The sequence below is a fragment of the Massilia violaceinigra genome, assembly GCF_002752675.1.
In the GTDB taxonomy this organism is placed as follows: domain Bacteria; phylum Pseudomonadota; class Gammaproteobacteria; order Burkholderiales; family Burkholderiaceae_D; genus Telluria_A; species Telluria_A violaceinigra.
Genome location: NZ_CP024608.1, coordinates 6,864,303 through 6,882,351 on the forward strand (window position 1 = coordinate 6,864,303; position 18,049 = coordinate 6,882,351).

Below are 18,049 nucleotides of genomic sequence, written 5' to 3' on the forward strand. Positions count from 1 at the left end.
AAAGGCCATCAACATGCCCAACCGCGAACACCCGTTTCATACCAGCCTGCCCGCCGCCGATGGCGGCGGCGGCCGGATTGCCCTGTCCGAACTGCTCGACGGCCACCCGGTGGCCACCTTCGTGATCGACCACGAGCACACCATCACGCACTGGAACAAGGCCTGCGAACACCTGCTCGGCTGGAGCACCGAAGCGATGATCGGCACGCGCAACCATGGCGTGGCGTTTTATGCGCACGAGCGGCAGATGCTGTCGGACATGATCGTCTCGGGCGACGGCACCGGCCTGGCCGCGCACCGCCAGTCGGCCCTGATTCCCGGCGCCTACGAAACCGAAGGCTTTTTCGAGAACCTGGGCGTGGGCGGGCACTGGCTGCACTTTACCGCCGCGCCCCTGCGCGACGCCTCCGGCCAGGTGGTCGGCGCGATCGAAACCATGCGCGACGTGACCGAGCGGCGGGTGGCCGAAAACGCCCTGCGGCGCGCCCACGACAACCTCGAACACCTGATCGAGAAACGCACCGCCCAACTGGCCGAGGCCAACGAACGGCTGGAAGACGACCTGCGCCAGCGCCAGATCGCCGACGCCGAACTGCGCGCCAAGCACCTCGCCCTGACCGAACTGAACGCCAAGCTGTCGATGGCCCAGGAGCAGCTGGTGCAGTCCGAAAAGCTGGCCTCGATCGGGCAGCTGGCGGCCGGCGTGGCGCACGAGATCAACAATCCGATCGGCTACATCTTTTCCAATTTCGGCACCCTGCAAAGCTACCTCGACCAGCTGTTCGACATGCTGCATGTGTACCAGGAGGCGGAAACCGAAGCCAGCCCCGAAACAGCGGCGCGGCTGGCGGCGATGCGCAAGACGCTCGACCTCGATTTCCTGCGCGAAGATATTCCCGTCCTGATGAGCGAGTCGAAGGAAGGCATCGTGCGCGTGCGCCACATCGTGCAAGACCTGAAGGATTTCTCGCGCGTGGACGCCAACCAGGACTGGGTCTGGGCGAACGTACACGGCGGCATCGATTCGACCCTGAACATCGTTTCCAACGAGGTCAAGTACAAGGCCGACGTGGTCAAGCAGTACGGCGCCATTCCCGACATCGAATGCCTGCCTTCGCAGGTGAACCAGGTGATCATGAACCTGGTGGTCAACGCGGCCCATGCGATGAGCGAGCGGCGCGGCACGATCACGGTGCGCACCGGCACCAGCCAGGGCCTTGAAGCCGGGCCCGAGGGCGAACAGGTATGGATCGAGGTGGCCGACAACGGCGGCGGGATCGCGCGCGAAAACCTGTCGCGCATCTTCGATCCCTTCTTCACCACCAAGCCGGTGGGCAAGGGAACCGGCCTGGGCCTGTCCCTGGCCTACGGCATCATTCAAAAACACCGTGGCAGCATCGACGTCGACAGCGAGGTGGGACGTGGCACCACGTTCCGCATCGTCCTGCCGGTGCGCCAGACCACCGTAGCAAGCGAGGAGCCCAGCCCATGACAGACAGCCTGACCGACGATCTTGCCCCACCTCCGGCCACCGTGCTGTGCGTCGACGACGAACCGAACATCCTGTCGGCGCTGCGCCGCCTGTTCCGCCCGGAGGGCTACCGGGTGCTGGTGGCCGAAAGCGGCGCGGCCGGCCTGGCCATCCTGGAACAGGAAAAAGTGGACCTGGTCATTTCCGACATGCGCATGCCGGAAATGGACGGCGCCAAATTCCTCGAACATGTGCGCCAGCGCTGGCCCGACACCGTGCGCCTGCTGCTGACCGGCTACTCGGACGTATCCTCGATCCTGGCGGCGATCAACCGCGGCGAAATCTACCGCTACATCACCAAACCGTGGGACGACAACGATATCCTGCTGGTGGTGCGCCACGGGCTCGAACGCCACGCGCTGGAGCGGGAAAAAGCGCGCCTGGAAGCCTTGACCCTGCGCCAGAACGATGAACTCAAGACGCTCAACCAGAGCCTGGAAGCGAAGGTCGAGATCCGCACCGAAGAGCTGCGCAGTTCGCGCGACACCATCCTTGAGACCAACAAAAAACTCAAGGGCAATTTCATCACGACCATCAAGATCCTGTCCAGCATGATCGAGATGCGCGGTGGAAATTTGGCGGGTCATTCGCGCCGGGTCGCCGATCTGGCGCGGCGCATCGCCGTCAAGCTCGGGCTCGATGCGAACGCGACCCAGGAAGTGTTCATTGCCGCGCTGCTGCACGACATCGGCAAGATCGGTTTCCCGGACGACTTGCTGGCGATGCCGGTCAACCTGCTGGCCGGCGACATGCTGGGCGTGTTCCGCAAGCACCCGCTGCGCGCCGAGCAACTGCTGATGCCGCTGGACGACTTGCGCGGGGTGGCGGCCCTGCTGCGTGCCCACATGGAACGCTTCGACGGCGGCGGCTTTCCGGACGGCATAGCCGGCCCTTTGATTCCCCTGGGTGCGCGCATCCTGGCGCTGGCGTCGGACTACGACAACCTGCAGATCGGCGCGCTGCTGCAGCGCAAGGTGCTCGCGCCCGACGCCAAGCAGATCATCTACGACGCGGTGGGCAAGCGCTACGACCCCAAGGTGGTGGCCGCGTTCCGCGCGCTGATGGATGGCGAACCGGTGGAAAAACTGCGCGACCTGGCCACGGTGGCCAAGTACCTGACGCCGGGCATGACACTTTCGCGCGACCTGGTCACGCCGGACGGCGTCATGCTGCTCTCGGCCGACCATGTGCTCGACGAGCGCCTGATCCAGCAAGTCCAGGATTTTGAAGCCAAGAACGAGGTCCGCCTGAATATCTGGGTGTGGCCTGCACCACCGAAAGGGGACTGACATGCGACGAATTCTTTTGGTCGATGATGAAATCAACGTCCTGAACGCACTGGTACGGGCCATGCGCCAGCACCTGGAGATTGAGGACCTGCATATTGAAACGTTTACCGATCCGTTCGATGCGCTGACCCGCTGCGCCGAATGCACCTTCGATCTGGTGATTTCCGATTTCCGGATGCCCCAGATGACGGGCGTGGAATTTTTGCACGCGATCAAGGAAGTGGCGCCGGACACGGTGCGCATGATTTTATCGGCCTCGACCGAGTTCGAGACGGTGACCAGTGCGATCAACGACGCCCAGGTGTTCCGCTTTATTCCCAAGCCGTGGCAGGTGGGCGATTTACGGGAAAACATCCGCCTGGCGTTCGAATACCGCGATTCGCTGCGCAAGGAGCACCTGCTGGCCGACCGCCAGCGCGTGCAGGAGGGCACCCTGAGCAAAGAGGAACTCGCGTTGCGCAAGATGGAGGAAGAGGAACCGGGGCTGCTGAAGGTGAAGTGGGGGCCGAACGGAGAAATTATCATGTAGCCCCAGCCCGCTCGGGTCCGGGACGCGCGATAGCGGGCCTATGCCGCGGCGCCAGCCGTCCCCGGCTCCGACCCCGGCGACACCGCCGCCGGCGGCACCACCGGCAAGCGCACCGTGAACGTGGTTCCCTCCCCCGGCGTGGAGGCCACATCGATCCGTCCGCCATGCTTGTTCACAATCCCATACGACAGCGACAAGCCCAGGCCGGTGCCGCTGCCCACCGGCTTGGTGGTAAAAAACGGCTCGAAAATCCGGTTCAGATGCTCCTGCGCGATGCCGCAGCCGGTGTCGCTCACCGCTACCCACACCCAACCCTCTTCGGCGCCGGTGCGGATCGTGATCACGCCCTTGTCCTTGATCGCATGACCGGCGTTGACCAGCAAATTCATGAACACCTGATTGAGCTGCGACGCCAGGCAGGTGACCGGCGGCAGCTGCCCGTACTGCTTGTCGACCGTGGCCTTGTACTTGATCTCGTTGGAAACGATGTTCAGCGTGCTGTCGAGCCCATGGTGCAAATCGGCCACCTGCCATTCAGTCTCGCCCACATGCGAAAAATCCTTGAGCGCCTGCACGATATCCTTGACCCGCTTGAGGCCATCCATCGACTCGCGCACCAGGTCGGTCGCATCATCCTGCAAGAATGCCAGGTCGGCGCGCTTGCCGATCTGCGCGATGGCGCTGGCCAGCGCCGGCGGCGGGCTGTGGGCGGCAATCGCGGCATCGTACTCGCGCACCACGCCGAACAGGGTGGCCACGTACTTTTGCAAGGTGCTCATATTGGAATTGACGAAACCGACCGGATTGTTGATTTCGTGCGCGATGCCGGCGGCCAGCTGGCCGATCGACGCCATCTTTTCCGACTGCAGCAACTGGTTCTGCGCTTCCTGCAAACGGCCGATCAGCAATTGCTGTTCCTGGCCCTTGCTGTAGAGCGCCTCTTCCATGGTCTTGCGGATCGTGATGTCGGTGAGCGCGCCGATCACTTCGAGCGGCGCGCCCTGCTCGTCGCGGATCAGGCGCAGGGTGTCGTGCATCCACAGGTAGCCGCCGTCGGCGGCGCGGAAGCGGTACTCGTAGGCGCGCTGCCCTTCCACGAACACCAGCGCCAAGCTGGAAAAAATCGCCGGCGCGTCGTCCGGATGAATATGGTCGAACCAGAAATTGGGATCGGCCACCATGTCTTCGGGCCGGTAGCCCAGCACATTGTAGGCATTGTTGCTCACGAATGTCATCTTGAAGTCGCCGCTGGGCACGGTGCAATAGATGATGGCCGGGGTATTGTCGATCAGGTATTGCAGCCGCACCAGGGGCGAGGCGGCGTCCGCGCCCGGCGCGCGCGCCGCGGGCGGCGTGTCGGACGTGAAGGATTCAAATTCCTCGAACTGCATCGCCATGATCGATCCCGTGGGAAAGTGCTTCAGGCAATTATGAACGAGTATTCAGGACAGCGCCACTCTCATTGCCATTGCCCGTACACGGTGCCGTAGGACGGCGGCTCCGGTTCGTGCCCGGCGTCCGGTTCCGGGGCGGGCGGCGCCAGCCAGGCGCGCGGGTCGACCCGGTAGTATTGAAGGAACTGGTCGAACAGGTCGGCATGGCGTTCGGCCATCTGCCAGGGCTTCTCGAAAAACGTTTCCGTGGCAACGGCAAAAAATTCGGCGGGACTGACCGCGCCGTAGTGGTCGAGCACGCTTTGACGGTGAAACATGGCTTCGTGGCGCAGGTTGTTGAAATCGCGCGAAAGCACCTCGGACCAGTTGCGGTAACTGCCCGGATGGCCGAGGAAGGGCGCGCCATTGTTGCTGCCCGATTCACTGTCGAGCTGGTGCGCGAATTCGTGCAGCACCACATTCTGGCCATCGGTCCAGTCGCCCGCGCCGCGCTGGACGTGGTCCCACGACAACACCACGCGGCCATCGCCCCACGATTCGCCCAGCAGCTCCTGGCGCACCGGGTTGACGATGCCGGCTTCGTCGGCATGGTTGCGCGGCACCAGGAAGGCGCTCGGGTACACCAGGATGGTGTGCAGCTTGCGGTACACGCGGGTGAAGCGGTTAAGCAGCAGCAGGCAAGCCTGGCCGGCGATGGTGACGCGGATTTCGTCGTCCACTTCCAGCCCTTCGCAGCCGACGAATTTTTTCTGGAACAGGAATTGCTGCACCAGCCGCTGCAGCTGCGCCTGCAGCTCGGGCTGCATGCGCCGATAAATCGGGATATTGCGTTCGAGTATATTTAGCCACGCCGGCGGAAAAGGCTGGGCCAGAGCGCGCTTGAGGCGCCAGCCGGGATAGCTCATGCCGAGCGCGATTGCCACCACGATGGCGGTGGTCCAGAGCAGCGCTTCCATCTTGTTCCTTGTCGGGGTGGGGTACGAAAACGAGGCCCGGCGCAGCCATGGCGCTGCGCGGGACCGGGTGGCGCGGCCGGGGCTTACGCCGCCTTGGGAGCGCCGAACCAGGCGTCGACCGCGTCGGCATTGCCGATCAGCTTGCCGCCGATGAAGACTTGCGGCCAGGTCGACTGGCCCGACACCGCGCGCAGCACGCTGGCATTGATCTTCTGGTCCTGCACGATCTCGGTGAACGTGAGGCCATGCGCCTTGAGCGTGGCCTTGGCGCGCGCGCAATGCGGGCAGCCGGGCTTGGAAAACACCACCACCGGTTCCGGGATCTGCACGTTCGGGTTAATGTAACGCAGCATGGTTTCGGCGTCCGACACCTCGAACGGGTCGCCTTCCTTGTCCGGCTCGATGAACACCTTCTGAATAAGGCCATCCTTGACCAGCATGGAATAGCGCCACGAGCGCATGCCGAAACCCAGGTTGCGCTTGTCGACCAGCATGCCCATGCCCTGGCTGAAGTCGCCATTGCCATCCGGGATCACGGTGATATTTTCCGCATCCTGCCCGACTTTCCACTCGTTCATCACGAAGGCATCGTTGACCGAGATGCAAATGATGTCGTCGACCCCGTTTTGCCGGAACACGGGCGCCAGTTCGTTATAGCGCGGCAAATGGGTGGAAGAACAGGTCGGCGTGTACGCCCCGGGCAGCGAAAACAGGACCACCGTCTTGCCCTTGAACAGCTCGTCGGTGGTGAGATCTTTCCACTGGTCGTTGGGCCTGGCCTTGAACGTCACATTCGGCACGGGCTTGCTTTCCAGCGATTCTGGCGTCGGTAACATGGGTGTTCCTTCTGGTGAGTGATCGGGACGGCAAAGCATCCCCGCACCGCCACAAGTGGGGCTGGTTCAGGGGTTTTCAATTGGTGGGGATGACAGAAAAACAGCAGACGTGCCTGTACCCGCACTGCCGCGAAGGGGAAGCGCTCAGATGGACACAAGAAAAGTGACGCGAAGGTCACGCACAAAAACGGGGGCCGGACTGCGCCGGCCCTGTCTGGACGATACGAGAGGTGAACGGACCCTGCCCTGCAACCGAACCGGGAGGTGGCGGCAGGCGCGGTGCCAGGCGCCGCGGGGACCGCTCAGCGCGGCATCAAGCCTGTTCTTTGGCCGACGGTGCCGCGCCGAACAGGGCGGCGACGAGGGGGTCGCGCGCCACCGGGCTGCGATTGACGCGGATGGCATAGTGGGTGTCATCGGCCAGGATATGGAAGTGACGGCCCGTGCCTGCCATGCTTTGCTCGCGCAGGCCTGGACGCTCCTTGCGCGGTGCGGCGCCTTCGCGTTTCGGCTGCACGATCGCGGCCAGGAAAGCCTTGACCCGTTCCGGATCGGGCGAGATCTGGTACACGGCCTTGCCCAGGTAGGTGGCGGTGCCTTCGATATAGCGCGCCAGTTCGATCACGCCCGCTTCGCGCAGGTCGCGGATGTATTTACGCGCGCCGGACGGCGAAAACTTCAGGAACCAGGCGATTTCATCGGCCAGCATTTCGTGCGTCGACAATTCACCGATCAGTTTTTGCATATTCTCGATGCGGCGCTGGGTGGCCGATGTCGAACGCACGCGTTCGATCGGGGCCATCGAGATCGGGGCGCGCTCGGCTGGCTGGGGCGCGACGCGCTCGATCAGGGTGGAGTTGGCGGAGGTGTGCAATGTGGTCATGTCGCCTTGGGCCGCATTGTGGTGCTGTGTCGTTGCATGCATGTTGAGTACTCCAAGAGAAGAGATAGTCATGTCGTCCGGACCCGGTACATGTCGTTTGACAGCCTGACAATAATTCGGTTCCGCACATCTGGGTACAAGATTGCCTGCGTGGACATCGATGGTCTGTGCGCCATCGAACATTTCGCACAATTTACTTCCTATGATCATCTTTTCATCGTTGCAATTGTGATGACGGGCCCGGCTGTGTGCGTTGGCGTACAGATTCCATCAATACAACACCGTATTCTGGCCCCGTTCGCACAACATTGTGTGTGCAATGACTTCATTGACGTTCAGTCTGCCTGCCGCCCGGCACCAGACACTTATAAAAGGAAACCACCATGAAAACGACACTTCTGGCAGCACTGTTGGCAATCGCCGGTCTGACCGCATGCGAAAAAACCACTGTTAACCCACCTGCAACGGTTGTTACCCCAACCGTTGAAGTTCCGGTTGCCGTACCTGGCCCTGCCGGCGCGCCTGGCGCTCCTGGCGCACCTGGCGCCGCCGGTACTGACGGTACGTCGGGCGCCACCGGCACCCCCGGTGCTGCAGGCACCCCGGGCGCACCAGGCATGGACGGTTCCAAGGGCGACACCGGCAAGACCGGCGGCGACACCGTGATCGTCGTGCCGGAAAAAACGAACTAATAGCCTCGGCTATTTTTCGCGCGACAATATCGCGCCGGACCAGGTTTGCGCCTGGTCCGGCGCGATTTTTGTTGGCACTCGCACAAATCGTTGTATTAAAAAGACAAGTCCAACATCACGGTGCGCTATCGAACGGTTGCATTGAACTCCCCCGCTTAATCTCAAGTCGAACGTCACACTGCCTCGCATCAGTGATGACATATCTACTGACCCATCGAATAGGAGTTCCCTGTGAACAGAATGAAAAAGACGGCCCTAGCGGCGGCGCTGTTGTGCAGCGCCGGACTGGCCTTTGCGCAAGACCTCAACCCCTCGTGGTACATCCAGCCCAGCGCCAACGCGTTCAAGCCCGACCAGGATTTCGGCGTGAGCGAGCGCGACTACGGCGGCGGGCTCAAAATCGGCAAACCGCTTTCCGAAATGTGGGACGTGCAGATCGGCGCCACCCACGCCCGCGCCGAAGAAGGCCGCTACAACTATCGCCAGACCCTGCTGGGCGCCGACGCGCTGCTGATGCTGTCGCGCCAGAACTTCCGGCCCTTCCTGCTGATCGGCGTCGGCGCCCAGCGCGACCGGGTCGACAATCCGCTGCGCCGGGTCAGCAAAACGTCTCCCTACGCGACCGCCGGCATCGGCTTTCAGCTCGGCATGACGGACCAGTGGTCGATGCAGGCCGACCTGCGCACCGTGCGCGGGCGCCTGCGCGACGACGCTGCGTTCGGCTTCGGCCGCAACAACAACAAATACCTGACGATCGGCTTGAACTACGCCTTCAGCAAGCCGACCCCGCCGGCTCCGCCGCCAGCGCCGACGCCGCCACCGGCCGTCACGCCGCCGCCGGAGCCGGTCGCGCCGCCACCGCCAGCGCCGGCCCGTTTCGAGAAAATCACGCTGACCGCCACCGAGCTGTTCGCCTTCAACAGCGCCACGCTCAACGTGACGCAGACGCGGCTGGACGAGATCGCCGCCGCGCTGCAGGCCGATCCGAGCATCACCGACGTCGACATTACCGGCTACGCCGACCGCCTCGGTTCGGAGCAATACAACCTCAAGCTGTCGGAGCGGCGCGCCAACGCGGTACGCGACTACCTGGTCGCCAAGGGCATCGACGGCGCCCGTCTGAAAGCCTACGGCAAGGGCGAAGCCAACCCGCTCGTCACCTGTACCGACAAGCGGCGCGCCGACCTGATCAAGTGCCTGGAACCGAACCGCCGCGTCGAAGTCGAACAGATCACCATCGAACGCCGCGTTCAATAAGCAAGGGCCGCGGCCTGTTTTGCGGGGGGCGCGCGCCCCTCGCGCAAATTTTAGGAAGACATATGATCGAAATCAAAGAATGGGTGCCGTACTCCAAACAACTGGCACGCGTGATGCGCTGCGCGGTCACCGAATGGTTCGCCCACCGCGCCGCCAGCAAGGGCGCGGCATTGGCGTTCTACACCCTGTTTTCGATGGCGCCGATCCTGGTGCTGGTGATTGCCATCGCCGGCTTTTTCTACGGAGCCGAAGCGGCCCAGGGTCAACTGCTCAACGAGCTCAGGGGACTGGTCGGCAAGCAGGGCGCGGAAGCGATCCAGCTGGTCCTCGCCGGCGCGCAAAACAAGGAAAGCGGGATCTGGGCCACCGTCATCGCCACCGCCCTGCTGCTGTTCGGCGCGACCACCGTGTTTTCCGAGCTCAAGGATAGCCTGGATGAAATCTGGGCGGTGCCGGCCTCGACCGACGCCACGTGGTGGGACATCCTGCGCACGCGCCTGCTGTCGTTCGGGCTCATTCTGGTGCTGGGCTTTTTGCTGATGGTCTCGCTGGTGGTCAGCGCCGCGCTGGCCGTGCTGGAAAAGTACATGAACGGCTTGTGGAAAGATGCGGCGGTGTTGCTGTCGTGGGTATCGTGGGGGATCAGCTTCCTGGTGATCGCCACCCTGTTCGGCGTGATCTACAAAATGCTTCCGCGCATCAAGCTGTCATGGCGCGACGTGACCATCGGCGCGCTGGGGACGGCGGCCTTGTTCACCTTGGGGAAATTTGTCATAGGGCTTTATATCGGTAACAGCGGCGTGGCCAACAGCTTCGGCGCGGCCGGGTCGATGATCGCCCTGCTGCTGTGGGTGTATTACTCGGCGCAGATTTTCTTTTTGGGTGCGGAGTTCGCCCGCCAGTATGCGCTGCAATTGGGCAGTCTCAAGCACAAGCCGGATGAAGTGACCGGTGGCGGGCAGACGGCGGCGGCGAAGGTGACGCGGATTCGCTGAGCGAGATGACCGTTTGAACAGACTCGTGGTCGACAATGAGGATGGGGGAAAAGCGGTATCGGAGGTCAGGAACATTCAGGAAAAGGTGACCGCATCTCTGCGCACGCAGTGATCTGGCCTGGATTTTGCATAAAAAGGGACAAGAATGCCCCTTTTTATGAAATAACCAAGCTAATATCACGTCCATGATCAAAAAAACACTTTCTTGTGCCGGCGCTATGGCCCTTGTTTTCCCTGGCGGACGAGCCGAGTTGATCAGCGTGCAGCGCGACGCTGTGGCGCAAGAACTGCACGGTCATCACGTTTGTGTACGACGCTTCGATGCAGGCGCCCGGTGTCATGTTTCGCGACATGGCCGGTGCCGCTCCACTCACCATCCCCGTCACCGACGGACTCGCATTCAAGGACCAGACTATGGGTATCTACAAGGTTGCCATCTACCGTTTTGCCGATTGGCCACGCGACGGCGTCGTGCGTACGCCCGTGAAACCGGCCGCGATCGGAACCATCCATGAATAGGCGCGCCCTGTTCATCGCGGCGCTGGCCACGAGCCTGTTGGCCGCCTGCGGCGGCGGCGGCGGCGGCGGCGGGGGTGGTGCTGCGCCGCCAGCCGGCGATGTCGTGCTGGCGCCGGTGACCACGCTGGCGGCGGGCGTCACGCAAACGGCGCAGCCCGAAGTGGACCAGTACATGCAGGGGCAACTGGTCGAGCAGCGCATTCCCGGCATGACGCTGGTGGTGGTCCGGGACGGCACCGTTGTCTACAGCAAGGGCTATGGCTACGCCGACCGGGAGACGGCGCGCCCGGTGAAACCGGAGGACCGCTTCGAAATCGGCTCGATCAGCAAGTCGTTCGCCGCCACCGCCATCATGCTGCTCGTAGAGGAGGGCAAGATAGCGCTCGACGACAAGCTCGACAAATTCATCGGGGCGGTGCCGCCGCAATGGAGCGGCATCACCATTCGGCACCTGCTGAACCACTCTTCCGGCCTGCCCGAATACCCGGACGATGCGACCTTTGCGGACATTTTTGCCAACAGGATCCTGGGAGAAGACGACATGCTGGCCAGGTTCAGGGCGTATTCCCCGAGCTGGGAGCCGGGCACCAAGTACCGGTACTGCAATGTCGGCTACGATATTCTCGGCATCGTCGTGCGCAGGGTCAGCGGCAAGGGCTATTTCGATTTCTTGAAAGAGCGGGTGTTCACGCCGCTGGGCATGCACAGCGCGCGACTCGTCGCGCCGAAACCGGCGCGCGCGGACAGCGCCATCGGGTACGAGCTCAAAGACGGCAAACACGTCCCGTTTGTCACCACCGACGCGATGTCGGTCTACCTGGGCATGGCGGCGAGCGGGATCGAGCTCAGTGCCATGGACATGGCGAAGTGGGATGCTGCGCTGTACACCGACAAGATCCTCAAGCAATCGACCCTGGCCCTGATGTGGACCAATAACGTGCTGGTGCAGGCGGCCAATGCCGACAATACCGGCATCTACTACGGCTTGGGCTGGCAGCTGCGGACCCAGAACGGGAAGCGCTGGGTGTACCACTCCGGCGGCATGCCCGGATACGTCACCGACTTCATGCGCTACCCGGATCAGAAGCTGACCATCATCGTGTTTACCAACCTGAGTGACCAGCATGCGAATGCCCGCAACATCGTGCGCGCGGTCGCGCCCATGTTCGGCCAAACGCTCTAGTTGTCGCATGTGCTGGCCAACGCGCCGCAGCACGTCGACGACGTAGTCATACGGATGGATGTAATGCAGCCGACAGGTGGGCCGGCAAGCTTTGCACAATACCGACGTGCTTGGCGCCCGGCTCGGTCCAGCTGAACCGCCAATTCCTTTTACCGATCGGGATGACCCGTAGCGCGCTCGAGATGATGCATGTCGATCGATACGTCAGGGGGATCCAGGCAGACCGGCAGGCCGGCCCGGCGCTCGCGGAGAATAAGCGGTTCCTGAGCGGCGTTGTATCTTTCGGTTTCAGAAGCCGACACAATCCGGTCCGAGTTCAACAACACGGAGCCGCGAAAGATGCAACGCCGCTCAGGAGCCGCTTACCACGACAGGCTGGAGTCCTTGGCGATGGCAGCCCGAACGCGGCCTGCGGATCGGGCGGCCCTGTTGCATGAGGTGGCCCGACTCCATTTCTGTCCGTGTCGCTCGATCTCCGCCACAGAAATTGTTCCAAGCTTCGACGCCGCGCCTTTCGGCGTGGCTCGGTCAACTGCAAACGCTTCGGGAAAAATCCGTTTGATGGACAGTGCAATGCCTTTGCCCATCTGGCACCGGCAATTACAGCCATGGACGATCACATCAAAGGTGCCGTCGAGAGCAAGTTGAAGAAGGTCCCTGTGCGTGTTTTCATGAGTTTATTGATCGGAACTTTCAGTGATGTTCTACTCGTACCGCAAGGACTCCGCCGGATTAATCCGCGCCGCGCCGTAACTCGGATACAAGGTCGCCAGGAACGCCAGCGCCACCGAAACCCCGCCGATCATGACCACATCCTGCCATTGCGGGTCCGACGGCACCGAGCTCAGGAAGTAGATCTCTTTTGACAGCAGCTTGCTGCCCAGCAGCTTCTCCACCACCGGCATGATCACATCGATATTGAGCGCAAAGAGCACGCCCGCAGCGACCCCGGCCACAGTCCCGATCACGCCCACCAGAGCGCCCTGCATCATGAACACCGCCATGATCGAGCGCGGCGACGCACCCAGGGTGCGCAGGATCGCGATATCGGCCTGCTTGTCGTTGACCTTCATCACCAGGGTCGACACCAGATTGAACGCCGCCACCGCAATAATGAGCACCAGAATCAAAAACATCATGCGCTTTTGCGATTGCAGGGCCGCAAACCACACCTCGTTCTGGCGCGTCCAGTCGCGAAACATCAGATGCTCGGGCATGCTCACCATTAATTCCTGCGCCACCTTCGGCGCCTGGTGCAAATCGTGCAAGCTCAGGCGCAGTCCGGAAGGCAGCTCCAGCTGTTCAACAGCGCGCGCATCGTCGATATGCACCAGGGCCACGCCGGAATCGAAATCGTTATGTCCCACATTGAACAATCCCGTCACCGTGAACACCTGCCGGCGCGGCGTCCACGACGTCGCGTTGCCACCCTGCGGCGCCACCAGCAGCGACAATTTGTCGCCTGCCTTCACGCTCAGCTTGTTTGCCAACTCATAACCGAGCACGATATTGAAGCGGCCCGGCTGCAAATCGTCCAGTTTTCCGCCCTTCATGCGCTCGGCGATGGCGGACACGGTCTTTTCGGCCGACGGCAAAATGCCTTGCACCGCCACCGGCCGCATGGTTTCGTCGTACAGCAACATGCCCTGCAGGGTGACGAACGGCGCACCGCCGGACACGGCCGGATTGCTGCGCGCCTGCGCCAGGGTCTGCTCCCAGTTCGGCAAGCCGCCACGCTCGTCGATGACTTCGATGTGCGGAATCATCGACAGCATGCGGGCCGCCACTTCCTTCTGGAAGCCATTCATCACCGACAGCACGACGATGAGCGCGGCGACGCCCAGCGCAATGCCGCTCACCGAAATGAGGGAAATGACCGACAGCATGGGATTGCGTTCGCTGCGGCGTTGCGCGCTGGTGTAACGCAGCGCGATCTGTAATTCGTAAGGAAAATTGGCGAGCATGTGTTCTTAGTATCCTTGTGCTTTCAGGCTGGCGATATCGGCATCGCCATCGTCGACCAGTCGTTCCCAGCCATCAAATTGGTCCACCCCGAGGCTGCGCGACATCGACAACAGCAAACTCTGCCCAGGTGCGGCACGTTGCGGCGCGAGTTGATACACCAGGTCCTCGAAGGCCTTGGCCGGCGACACGATGGTCCAGCCCATGTCCTTGAACATGCCGATCACGTCATCGAGAAACAGTGCGTTGATCAGGTTGTGATGCATCAGCATGACCTGGGCGATGTCGCGGCCCTGCAGGCGCTGCGACAAGGCGCGGTAAGCCAGGGCCCGCTGGCGCACATGCGCCAGATAGACTTTTTTCAACGGCGCCAGATCGGCCTTGCTGTTCTTGGCGAGCAGTTCGGTCAGGTGATCGTCGAGGCGCCAGTCGCTGGTATCGAGGCTCACATACGCGTTGCGGTAACCCTGCGCGGCGAGAAAGGCGCGCATGCCGTCGCGCTTCTCGGGCGTGTTGCCTTCGCGCAGATACGTGTAGCGGAACCATTTCTGGTAACCAGGCAAGGTGGCGATGATCTTGTCGCAGTCCATCACTTCCTGCTGGTATTGCGCCAGGGTGAGCTTGGCGCTGTCGAGGTCGGGATGGGTCATCGTATGGTTGCCGATGGCGTGGCCGGCCTCGCCCCAGGCGCGTGCCAGCGCGTGGCCGGCGCTCTTGTCGGCGCCATTGCCGGCGGTAACGAACAGCGCCGCCTTCACCTTGTGTTTGGCGAGCGCGTCGAGCATGGCCTGGTTGCGCTGCTGCGGCGACAGGCGCGGCGTTTCGGCGAGTGACGGTCCGTCATCGAAGCTGAAGGCCACCGATTGCGCACCGGCGGCGCCGGACAGCAGGCCGGCGCACAGGACGGCAGCGGCAACGCTGGAGAGCTTCATCGCGAAATCTTTAATCGCGAAATTTTTAAACTGGAGCATGGACGAAGCGCACTTCTGAATTGACGATCTGCAAGCCTAACATACGGCGAGGCGGGCGCAAAGGCACGCGCCCTGCCCCGCCGTCGTCATAGTCGCCCAACCGGCTGGCCGAACTTACTCGCCCAGCAGCTCGGCCAGCACTTCCATGCCTTCGACCCGTTCGGCCACGACCTTGATCATCACCACCACCGGCACGCCCAGCAGCAAGCCCCACATGCCCCACAGCCAGCCCCAGAACAGCAGGCTGACGAAGACGGCGGCCGGGTTCATCTTGGCGATCTTGCCAGTCATCCAGGTGGCGATGACGGTGCCGACCAGGGTCGCGATGGCAAGCGAGGCGCCGCTGACCAGCAGCACCATTTCCAGCGATTCGAACTGCATGAAGGCAACCAGCCCTGTCAACGCGGTGATCAGCAGCGGACCGAAGTACGGCATGATGTGCATCAGCCCGGCGAAAATGGCCCAGGCGCCGGCATTTTCCAGCCCGAGCGCGCGCAGGGCGACCCACATCATCAGCGCCAGCAAGGTATTGGTAACGAGCAGCATGAACATATAGTTCTGGATCGAGCTGTTGATGTCGTCCAGGATGTGCACGGTGACCTTCTTGCGGCTCAATGACGGCCCGGTCAGCTTGACCAGCTTGCGCTTGAAGGTATCGCCCGCAAGCAGCAGGAAGAACACCAGGAACACCACCATCGTGGCCTGGGTGATGAAGCCGATGAAGCCCATCGAGCCGGCCAGCACCCAGTCCATGATCTTGAACGTGCCGCCGGCCGCGGCGGCCGCCGGCACCGCCTTGCGCGCCGACGGGCGCTGCCCGCCCACGCTGGAGGTGGCCTGTTCGATCTGGGAGGCGGCTGCCTGCATCTGCTGGATCGTGCTCGGCTGCCCGCCGCTGGCGTTGGTCAGCAGGCGCGTGACTTTCTGCGTGATTGTCGGTAATTCATCGATGATGTTGAAAAACTCGCCCTGCACCCGGTTCAGCACGCCGCCCATCAAGACCAGGATGGCGACCGTGACGATGGTGGCGCCGATGGCGCGCTTGATGCGCAGGCGCCGTTCGAGCCACAGGACCACGGGATTGAGGGTGTAGGCGATGAAGATCCCGAGCAAGAGCGGGACCAGGAATTTTTGCGACCACTGCAGCGCATAGACAAAGGCAATCGTCGCGATGATGCCCAGCGCCAGCCCGCGCGCGTTGACATGGATCGGGATGCGCAAGGTGTGCGCGGCGCTTGAAATCAGGGGATCGTGCTGCTCCGCGCCGGGATCGGCGGGGGGTGCCTTGACGGCGGCGCTCTCTACGGAAGGAGCGGGATGTTCATTGGCGGGGGCCGGAATCGGATCTGCAAGCTGCATAAAATCTTCACATTATAGAGCCGGCGCCACAGGCCGGCCACTGCGGGCCAGCCTGAAGAGCTCAGCTTACTTCACACGTACGTCGTTCTTTACCGATACTACACCCTTCACGCCGCGTGCCACATCGGCAGCTTTGGTGGCATCGGCTGGATCAGCCACGAAACCGGACAGTTGCACGTCGCCCTTGAAGGTTTCAACGTTGATTTCCGACGCCTTGAGCGTTGGGTCGTTGAAGATCGAAGCTTTGACCTTGGCGGTGATCACGGTGTCATCGATAAATTCGCCGGTGCCTTCTTTGGTGGCAGTCGAAGCGCAACCTGCCATGGTGGCAACGAGGGTAGCGGCAAACAGCATGGACGACAGACGTTTTGCGATTTTCATGGTGGACTCCTTGGTGGGTGGTTCAAAAAAGATGCTCGATGTGAGCTGTTGCAGGACGGCTCTACTTCCCGTACTGCGATTTTGCGGCTGAGACACAAGTGTCCTTGGCCGCTCCGGCGAACGCGTCGCACTTTTCGAGCGCGACTTTGTACTCGGCCGTTCGTTTATCGTCGCGCGCATCGGTGCGCGCTTCGATCGCTTTCTTGTCGGCCCTGGCGTCGGCCTGGGCCGCGATCAGGGTCGCTTTTGCCTGTTGGATGCAGACATCCTTGTCGTTGCCCGTCAATGCCTTGCACTTGACCCTGTCGAGGTCGTAGTTGGCGGCGGCAATCTGCAGGCGCGACTGGGTGTAAGCCTTGAGCGTGTTCTTGTAAATGGCGGTGGCTTCTTCCACGCTGCGCACGCGCGCCACCTTGGCTTCTTCCACGCAGACCTCTTTCGGGTTGCCGGTAATGGTGTCGCAGCGCGCGCGTGCCACCTTGTAAGCGGCGCTCGCCGCATCCCTGGCCTGGCTGTACGCCGCTTTCGCTTCCGGCGTGGCCGCGCTGGCGGCCAGTGAGGCCGACATCAGGAAGGCGCCGATCAGGGCTGGGGTAACTGCTCGCTTCATCTTGCTTTTCTCCGGTGACAATACATCGCTGAGCTATGTTTTACGGGAAGTGCAACAACACATCTGTACGCTGGCGAACACAGCGCGATTAGTGGCAAAAACCCAACAGGTTGATGCAAACCCAGCCCCAGCAGACTGGGTGCGGCAGCGCACAGACCCGGGGTTTGTTGCTGATTATGCTGGCTCTACACTTTGTCAGGAGAACAACATGAAATCGACTCAGACTATCGCAGCACTCGTGGTCGCCGCGTCTGCCGTCCTCGGCGGCTGCGCCAGCACCAGCTCGACCCCGGCCAACAATGGCAGCTACGACAACCCGGCATCGTCCTCGGCCGGATACGGCACCATCGAATCGATCCAGGTCACCCGCAGCGAAGGCCAGACCAACGGTACCGGCGCGGTTGTCGGCGGCATCGTCGGCGCGCTGGTCGGTAACCAGGTCGGCAGCGGTAGCGGCCGTACCGCGGCCACGGTCGCCGGTGCGGTCGGCGGCGCCGTCGTCGGCAACAAGGTCGAAGCGAACCGCAATGCGGGCAGCGGCCAGGACCTGTACCAGATTCATGTTCGCCTCGAAAATGGCGAAACCCGCACGATCGTGCAGGACAGCGTGTACGACCTGCGCGTGGGCAACCGCGTGCGTCTGGTCGATGGCCGCGTCTACCGTTACTAATTTCACCGTACTACCCACCCACTTACAATAAA

General features: G+C 62.4%; 18 protein-coding genes and 1 pseudogene. 9 read left to right on the forward strand and 10 right to left on the reverse strand.

All coding sequences use genetic code 11. The features are described from left to right. Positions 1 to 13 precede the first annotated feature (13 nt). From CR152_RS29605 to CR152_RS29615, 3 genes are read left to right on the forward strand one after another with little or no spacing between them, the layout of a single operon-like run. Complete coding sequence (locus tag CR152_RS29605; RefSeq protein WP_099880978.1) at positions 14 to 1,492, forward strand: PAS domain-containing sensor histidine kinase; 1,479 nt, start codon at positions 14 to 16, stop codon at positions 1,490 to 1,492. Then, the gene (gene nosR, locus CR152_RS29610; RefSeq protein WP_099880980.1) at positions 1,489 to 2,820 is read left to right on the forward strand and encodes a response regulator c-di-GMP phosphodiesterase, NosR family; all 1,332 of its coding nucleotides are present in this window, start codon (positions 1,489 to 1,491) and stop codon (positions 2,818 to 2,820) included. The genes CR152_RS29605 and nosR overlap by 4 nt, the downstream gene beginning before the upstream one ends. Before the next feature lies 1 nt (position 2,821). Next, on the forward strand, positions 2,822 to 3,349 hold the full coding sequence (locus CR152_RS29615) for a response regulator (RefSeq protein WP_099880982.1): 528 nt from the start codon (positions 2,822 to 2,824) through the stop codon (positions 3,347 to 3,349). A 38-nt stretch (positions 3,350 to 3,387) separates the two neighbouring features. Here CR152_RS29615 and CR152_RS29620 read toward each other — a convergent pair whose 3' ends face one another. From CR152_RS29620 to CR152_RS29635, 4 genes are all read right to left on the reverse strand, one after another. Then, positions 3,388 to 4,740, reverse strand: a complete 1,353-nt coding sequence (locus CR152_RS29620; protein WP_099882922.1) for an ATP-binding protein — start codon at positions 4,738 to 4,740, stop codon at positions 3,388 to 3,390. 68 nt (positions 4,741 to 4,808) lie between these two features. After that, the gene (locus CR152_RS29625) at positions 4,809 to 5,699 is read right to left on the reverse strand and encodes a M90 family metallopeptidase (protein WP_099880984.1); all 891 of its coding nucleotides are present in this window, start codon (positions 5,697 to 5,699) and stop codon (positions 4,809 to 4,811) included. Between the two features lie 83 nt (positions 5,700 to 5,782). After that, on the reverse strand, positions 5,783 to 6,535 hold the full coding sequence (locus CR152_RS29630) for a glutathione peroxidase (protein ID WP_099880986.1): 753 nt from the start codon (positions 6,533 to 6,535) through the stop codon (positions 5,783 to 5,785). Positions 6,536 to 6,848: 313 nt separating this feature from the next. Continuing rightward, positions 6,849 to 7,460, reverse strand: a complete 612-nt coding sequence (locus tag CR152_RS29635; protein WP_099880988.1) for a winged helix-turn-helix domain-containing protein — start codon at positions 7,458 to 7,460, stop codon at positions 6,849 to 6,851. Positions 7,461 to 7,801: 341 nt separating this feature from the next. On the opposite strand from CR152_RS29635, the gene CR152_RS29640 reads away from it, so the two are divergent. The 5 genes from CR152_RS29640 (at position 7,802) to CR152_RS29660 (ending at position 12,064) form a co-directional block, all read left to right on the forward strand. Continuing rightward, a complete protein-coding gene (locus CR152_RS29640; RefSeq protein ID WP_099880990.1) occupies positions 7,802 to 8,110 on the forward strand; it encodes a hypothetical protein in 309 nt (102 codons plus the stop codon). Between the two features lie 240 nt (positions 8,111 to 8,350). Continuing rightward, positions 8,351 to 9,367, forward strand: coding sequence for an OmpA family protein (locus tag CR152_RS29645; RefSeq protein ID WP_167400010.1), 1,017 nt, complete (start codon positions 8,351 to 8,353; stop codon positions 9,365 to 9,367). 62 nt (positions 9,368 to 9,429) lie between these two features. Next, positions 9,430 to 10,362: a YihY/virulence factor BrkB family protein gene (locus tag CR152_RS29650; RefSeq protein ID WP_099880994.1), complete on the forward strand. Its 933-nt coding sequence runs from the start codon at positions 9,430 to 9,432 to the stop codon at positions 10,360 to 10,362. A gap of 339 nt (positions 10,363 to 10,701) precedes the next feature. Further along, positions 10,702 to 10,881: a hypothetical protein gene (locus CR152_RS29655; RefSeq protein WP_157778824.1), complete on the forward strand. Its 180-nt coding sequence runs from the start codon at positions 10,702 to 10,704 to the stop codon at positions 10,879 to 10,881. After that, positions 10,874 to 12,064 (forward strand): serine hydrolase domain-containing protein, encoded by a 1,191-nt coding sequence (locus CR152_RS29660; protein WP_099880998.1) that lies wholly within the window; start codon positions 10,874 to 10,876, stop codon positions 12,062 to 12,064. Before CR152_RS29655 ends, CR152_RS29660 begins: the two co-directional genes overlap by 8 nt. 9 nt (positions 12,065 to 12,073) lie before the next feature. On the opposite strand, the pseudogene CR152_RS29665 reads toward CR152_RS29660, so the two are convergent. The 6 genes and pseudogenes from CR152_RS29665 to CR152_RS29690 all read right to left on the reverse strand — a co-directional run. Next, positions 12,074 to 12,315, reverse strand: a pseudogene (locus CR152_RS29665) (IS66 family transposase); the annotation flags it as partial. 453 nt (positions 12,316 to 12,768) lie between these two features. Next, positions 12,769 to 14,028, reverse strand: a complete 1,260-nt coding sequence (locus CR152_RS29670) for a lipoprotein-releasing ABC transporter permease subunit (protein WP_099881000.1) — start codon at positions 14,026 to 14,028, stop codon at positions 12,769 to 12,771. A 6-nt stretch (positions 14,029 to 14,034) separates the two neighbouring features. After that, a complete protein-coding gene (locus CR152_RS29675; protein WP_099882924.1) occupies positions 14,035 to 14,958 on the reverse strand; it encodes a polysaccharide deacetylase family protein in 924 nt (307 codons plus the stop codon). A gap of 153 nt (positions 14,959 to 15,111) precedes the next feature. After that, positions 15,112 to 16,356 carry an AI-2E family transporter gene (locus CR152_RS29680; RefSeq protein WP_099881002.1) on the reverse strand — a complete coding sequence of 415 codons (1,245 nt, stop codon included), beginning with the start codon at positions 16,354 to 16,356 and terminating at the stop codon, positions 15,112 to 15,114. 66 nt (positions 16,357 to 16,422) lie between these two features. After that, the gene (locus tag CR152_RS29685; protein ID WP_099881004.1) at positions 16,423 to 16,737 is read right to left on the reverse strand and encodes a BON domain-containing protein; all 315 of its coding nucleotides are present in this window, start codon (positions 16,735 to 16,737) and stop codon (positions 16,423 to 16,425) included. A 61-nt stretch (positions 16,738 to 16,798) separates the two neighbouring features. Further along, on the reverse strand, positions 16,799 to 17,347 hold the full coding sequence (locus CR152_RS29690) for a hypothetical protein (RefSeq protein WP_099881006.1): 549 nt from the start codon (positions 17,345 to 17,347) through the stop codon (positions 16,799 to 16,801). 208 nt (positions 17,348 to 17,555) lie between these two features. Here CR152_RS29690 and CR152_RS29695 point away from each other — a divergent pair, with 208 nt between their 5' ends. Then, positions 17,556 to 18,017, forward strand: a complete 462-nt coding sequence (locus CR152_RS29695; RefSeq protein ID WP_099881008.1) for an outer membrane lipoprotein — start codon at positions 17,556 to 17,558, stop codon at positions 18,015 to 18,017. The last annotated feature ends 32 nt before the right edge of the window (positions 18,018 to 18,049 follow it).

Bases quoted from the DNA above. Each gene is read 5' to 3' on its own strand.
- CR152_RS29690 (WP_099881006.1), bottom strand. From the start codon at position 17,347: ATGAAGCGAGCAGTTACCCCAGCCCTGATCGGCGCCTTCCTGATGTCG.
- CR152_RS29655 (WP_157778824.1), top strand. From the start codon at position 10,702: ATGTTTCGCGACATGGCCGGTGCCGCTCCACTCACCATCCCCGTCACC.
- CR152_RS29605 (WP_099880978.1), top strand. From the start codon at position 14: ATGCCCAACCGCGAACACCCGTTTCATACCAGCCTGCCCGCCGCCGAT.
- CR152_RS29685 (WP_099881004.1), bottom strand. From the start codon at position 16,737: ATGAAAATCGCAAAACGTCTGTCGTCCATGCTGTTTGCCGCTACCCTC.
- CR152_RS29640 (WP_099880990.1), top strand. From the start codon at position 7,802: ATGAAAACGACACTTCTGGCAGCACTGTTGGCAATCGCCGGTCTGACC.
- CR152_RS29680 (WP_099881002.1), bottom strand. From the start codon at position 16,356: ATGCAGCTTGCAGATCCGATTCCGGCCCCCGCCAATGAACATCCCGCT.
- CR152_RS29630 (WP_099880986.1), bottom strand. From the start codon at position 6,535: ATGTTACCGACGCCAGAATCGCTGGAAAGCAAGCCCGTGCCGAATGTG.
- CR152_RS29625 (WP_099880984.1), bottom strand. From the start codon at position 5,699: ATGGAAGCGCTGCTCTGGACCACCGCCATCGTGGTGGCAATCGCGCTC.
- CR152_RS29675 (WP_099882924.1), bottom strand. From the start codon at position 14,958: ATGAAGCTCTCCAGCGTTGCCGCTGCCGTCCTGTGCGCCGGCCTGCTG.
- CR152_RS29645 (WP_167400010.1), top strand. From the start codon at position 8,351: ATGAAAAAGACGGCCCTAGCGGCGGCGCTGTTGTGCAGCGCCGGACTG.
- CR152_RS29615 (WP_099880982.1), top strand. From the start codon at position 2,822: ATGCGACGAATTCTTTTGGTCGATGATGAAATCAACGTCCTGAACGCA.
- CR152_RS29620 (WP_099882922.1), bottom strand. From the start codon at position 4,740: ATGCAGTTCGAGGAATTTGAATCCTTCACGTCCGACACGCCGCCCGCG.
- CR152_RS29695 (WP_099881008.1), top strand. From the start codon at position 17,556: ATGAAATCGACTCAGACTATCGCAGCACTCGTGGTCGCCGCGTCTGCC.
- CR152_RS29660 (WP_099880998.1), top strand. From the start codon at position 10,874: ATGAATAGGCGCGCCCTGTTCATCGCGGCGCTGGCCACGAGCCTGTTG.
- CR152_RS29635 (WP_099880988.1), bottom strand. From the start codon at position 7,460: ATGCATGCAACGACACAGCACCACAATGCGGCCCAAGGCGACATGACC.
- nosR (WP_099880980.1), top strand. From the start codon at position 1,489: ATGACAGACAGCCTGACCGACGATCTTGCCCCACCTCCGGCCACCGTG.
- CR152_RS29670 (WP_099881000.1), bottom strand. From the start codon at position 14,028: ATGCTCGCCAATTTTCCTTACGAATTACAGATCGCGCTGCGTTACACC.
- CR152_RS29650 (WP_099880994.1), top strand. From the start codon at position 9,430: ATGATCGAAATCAAAGAATGGGTGCCGTACTCCAAACAACTGGCACGC.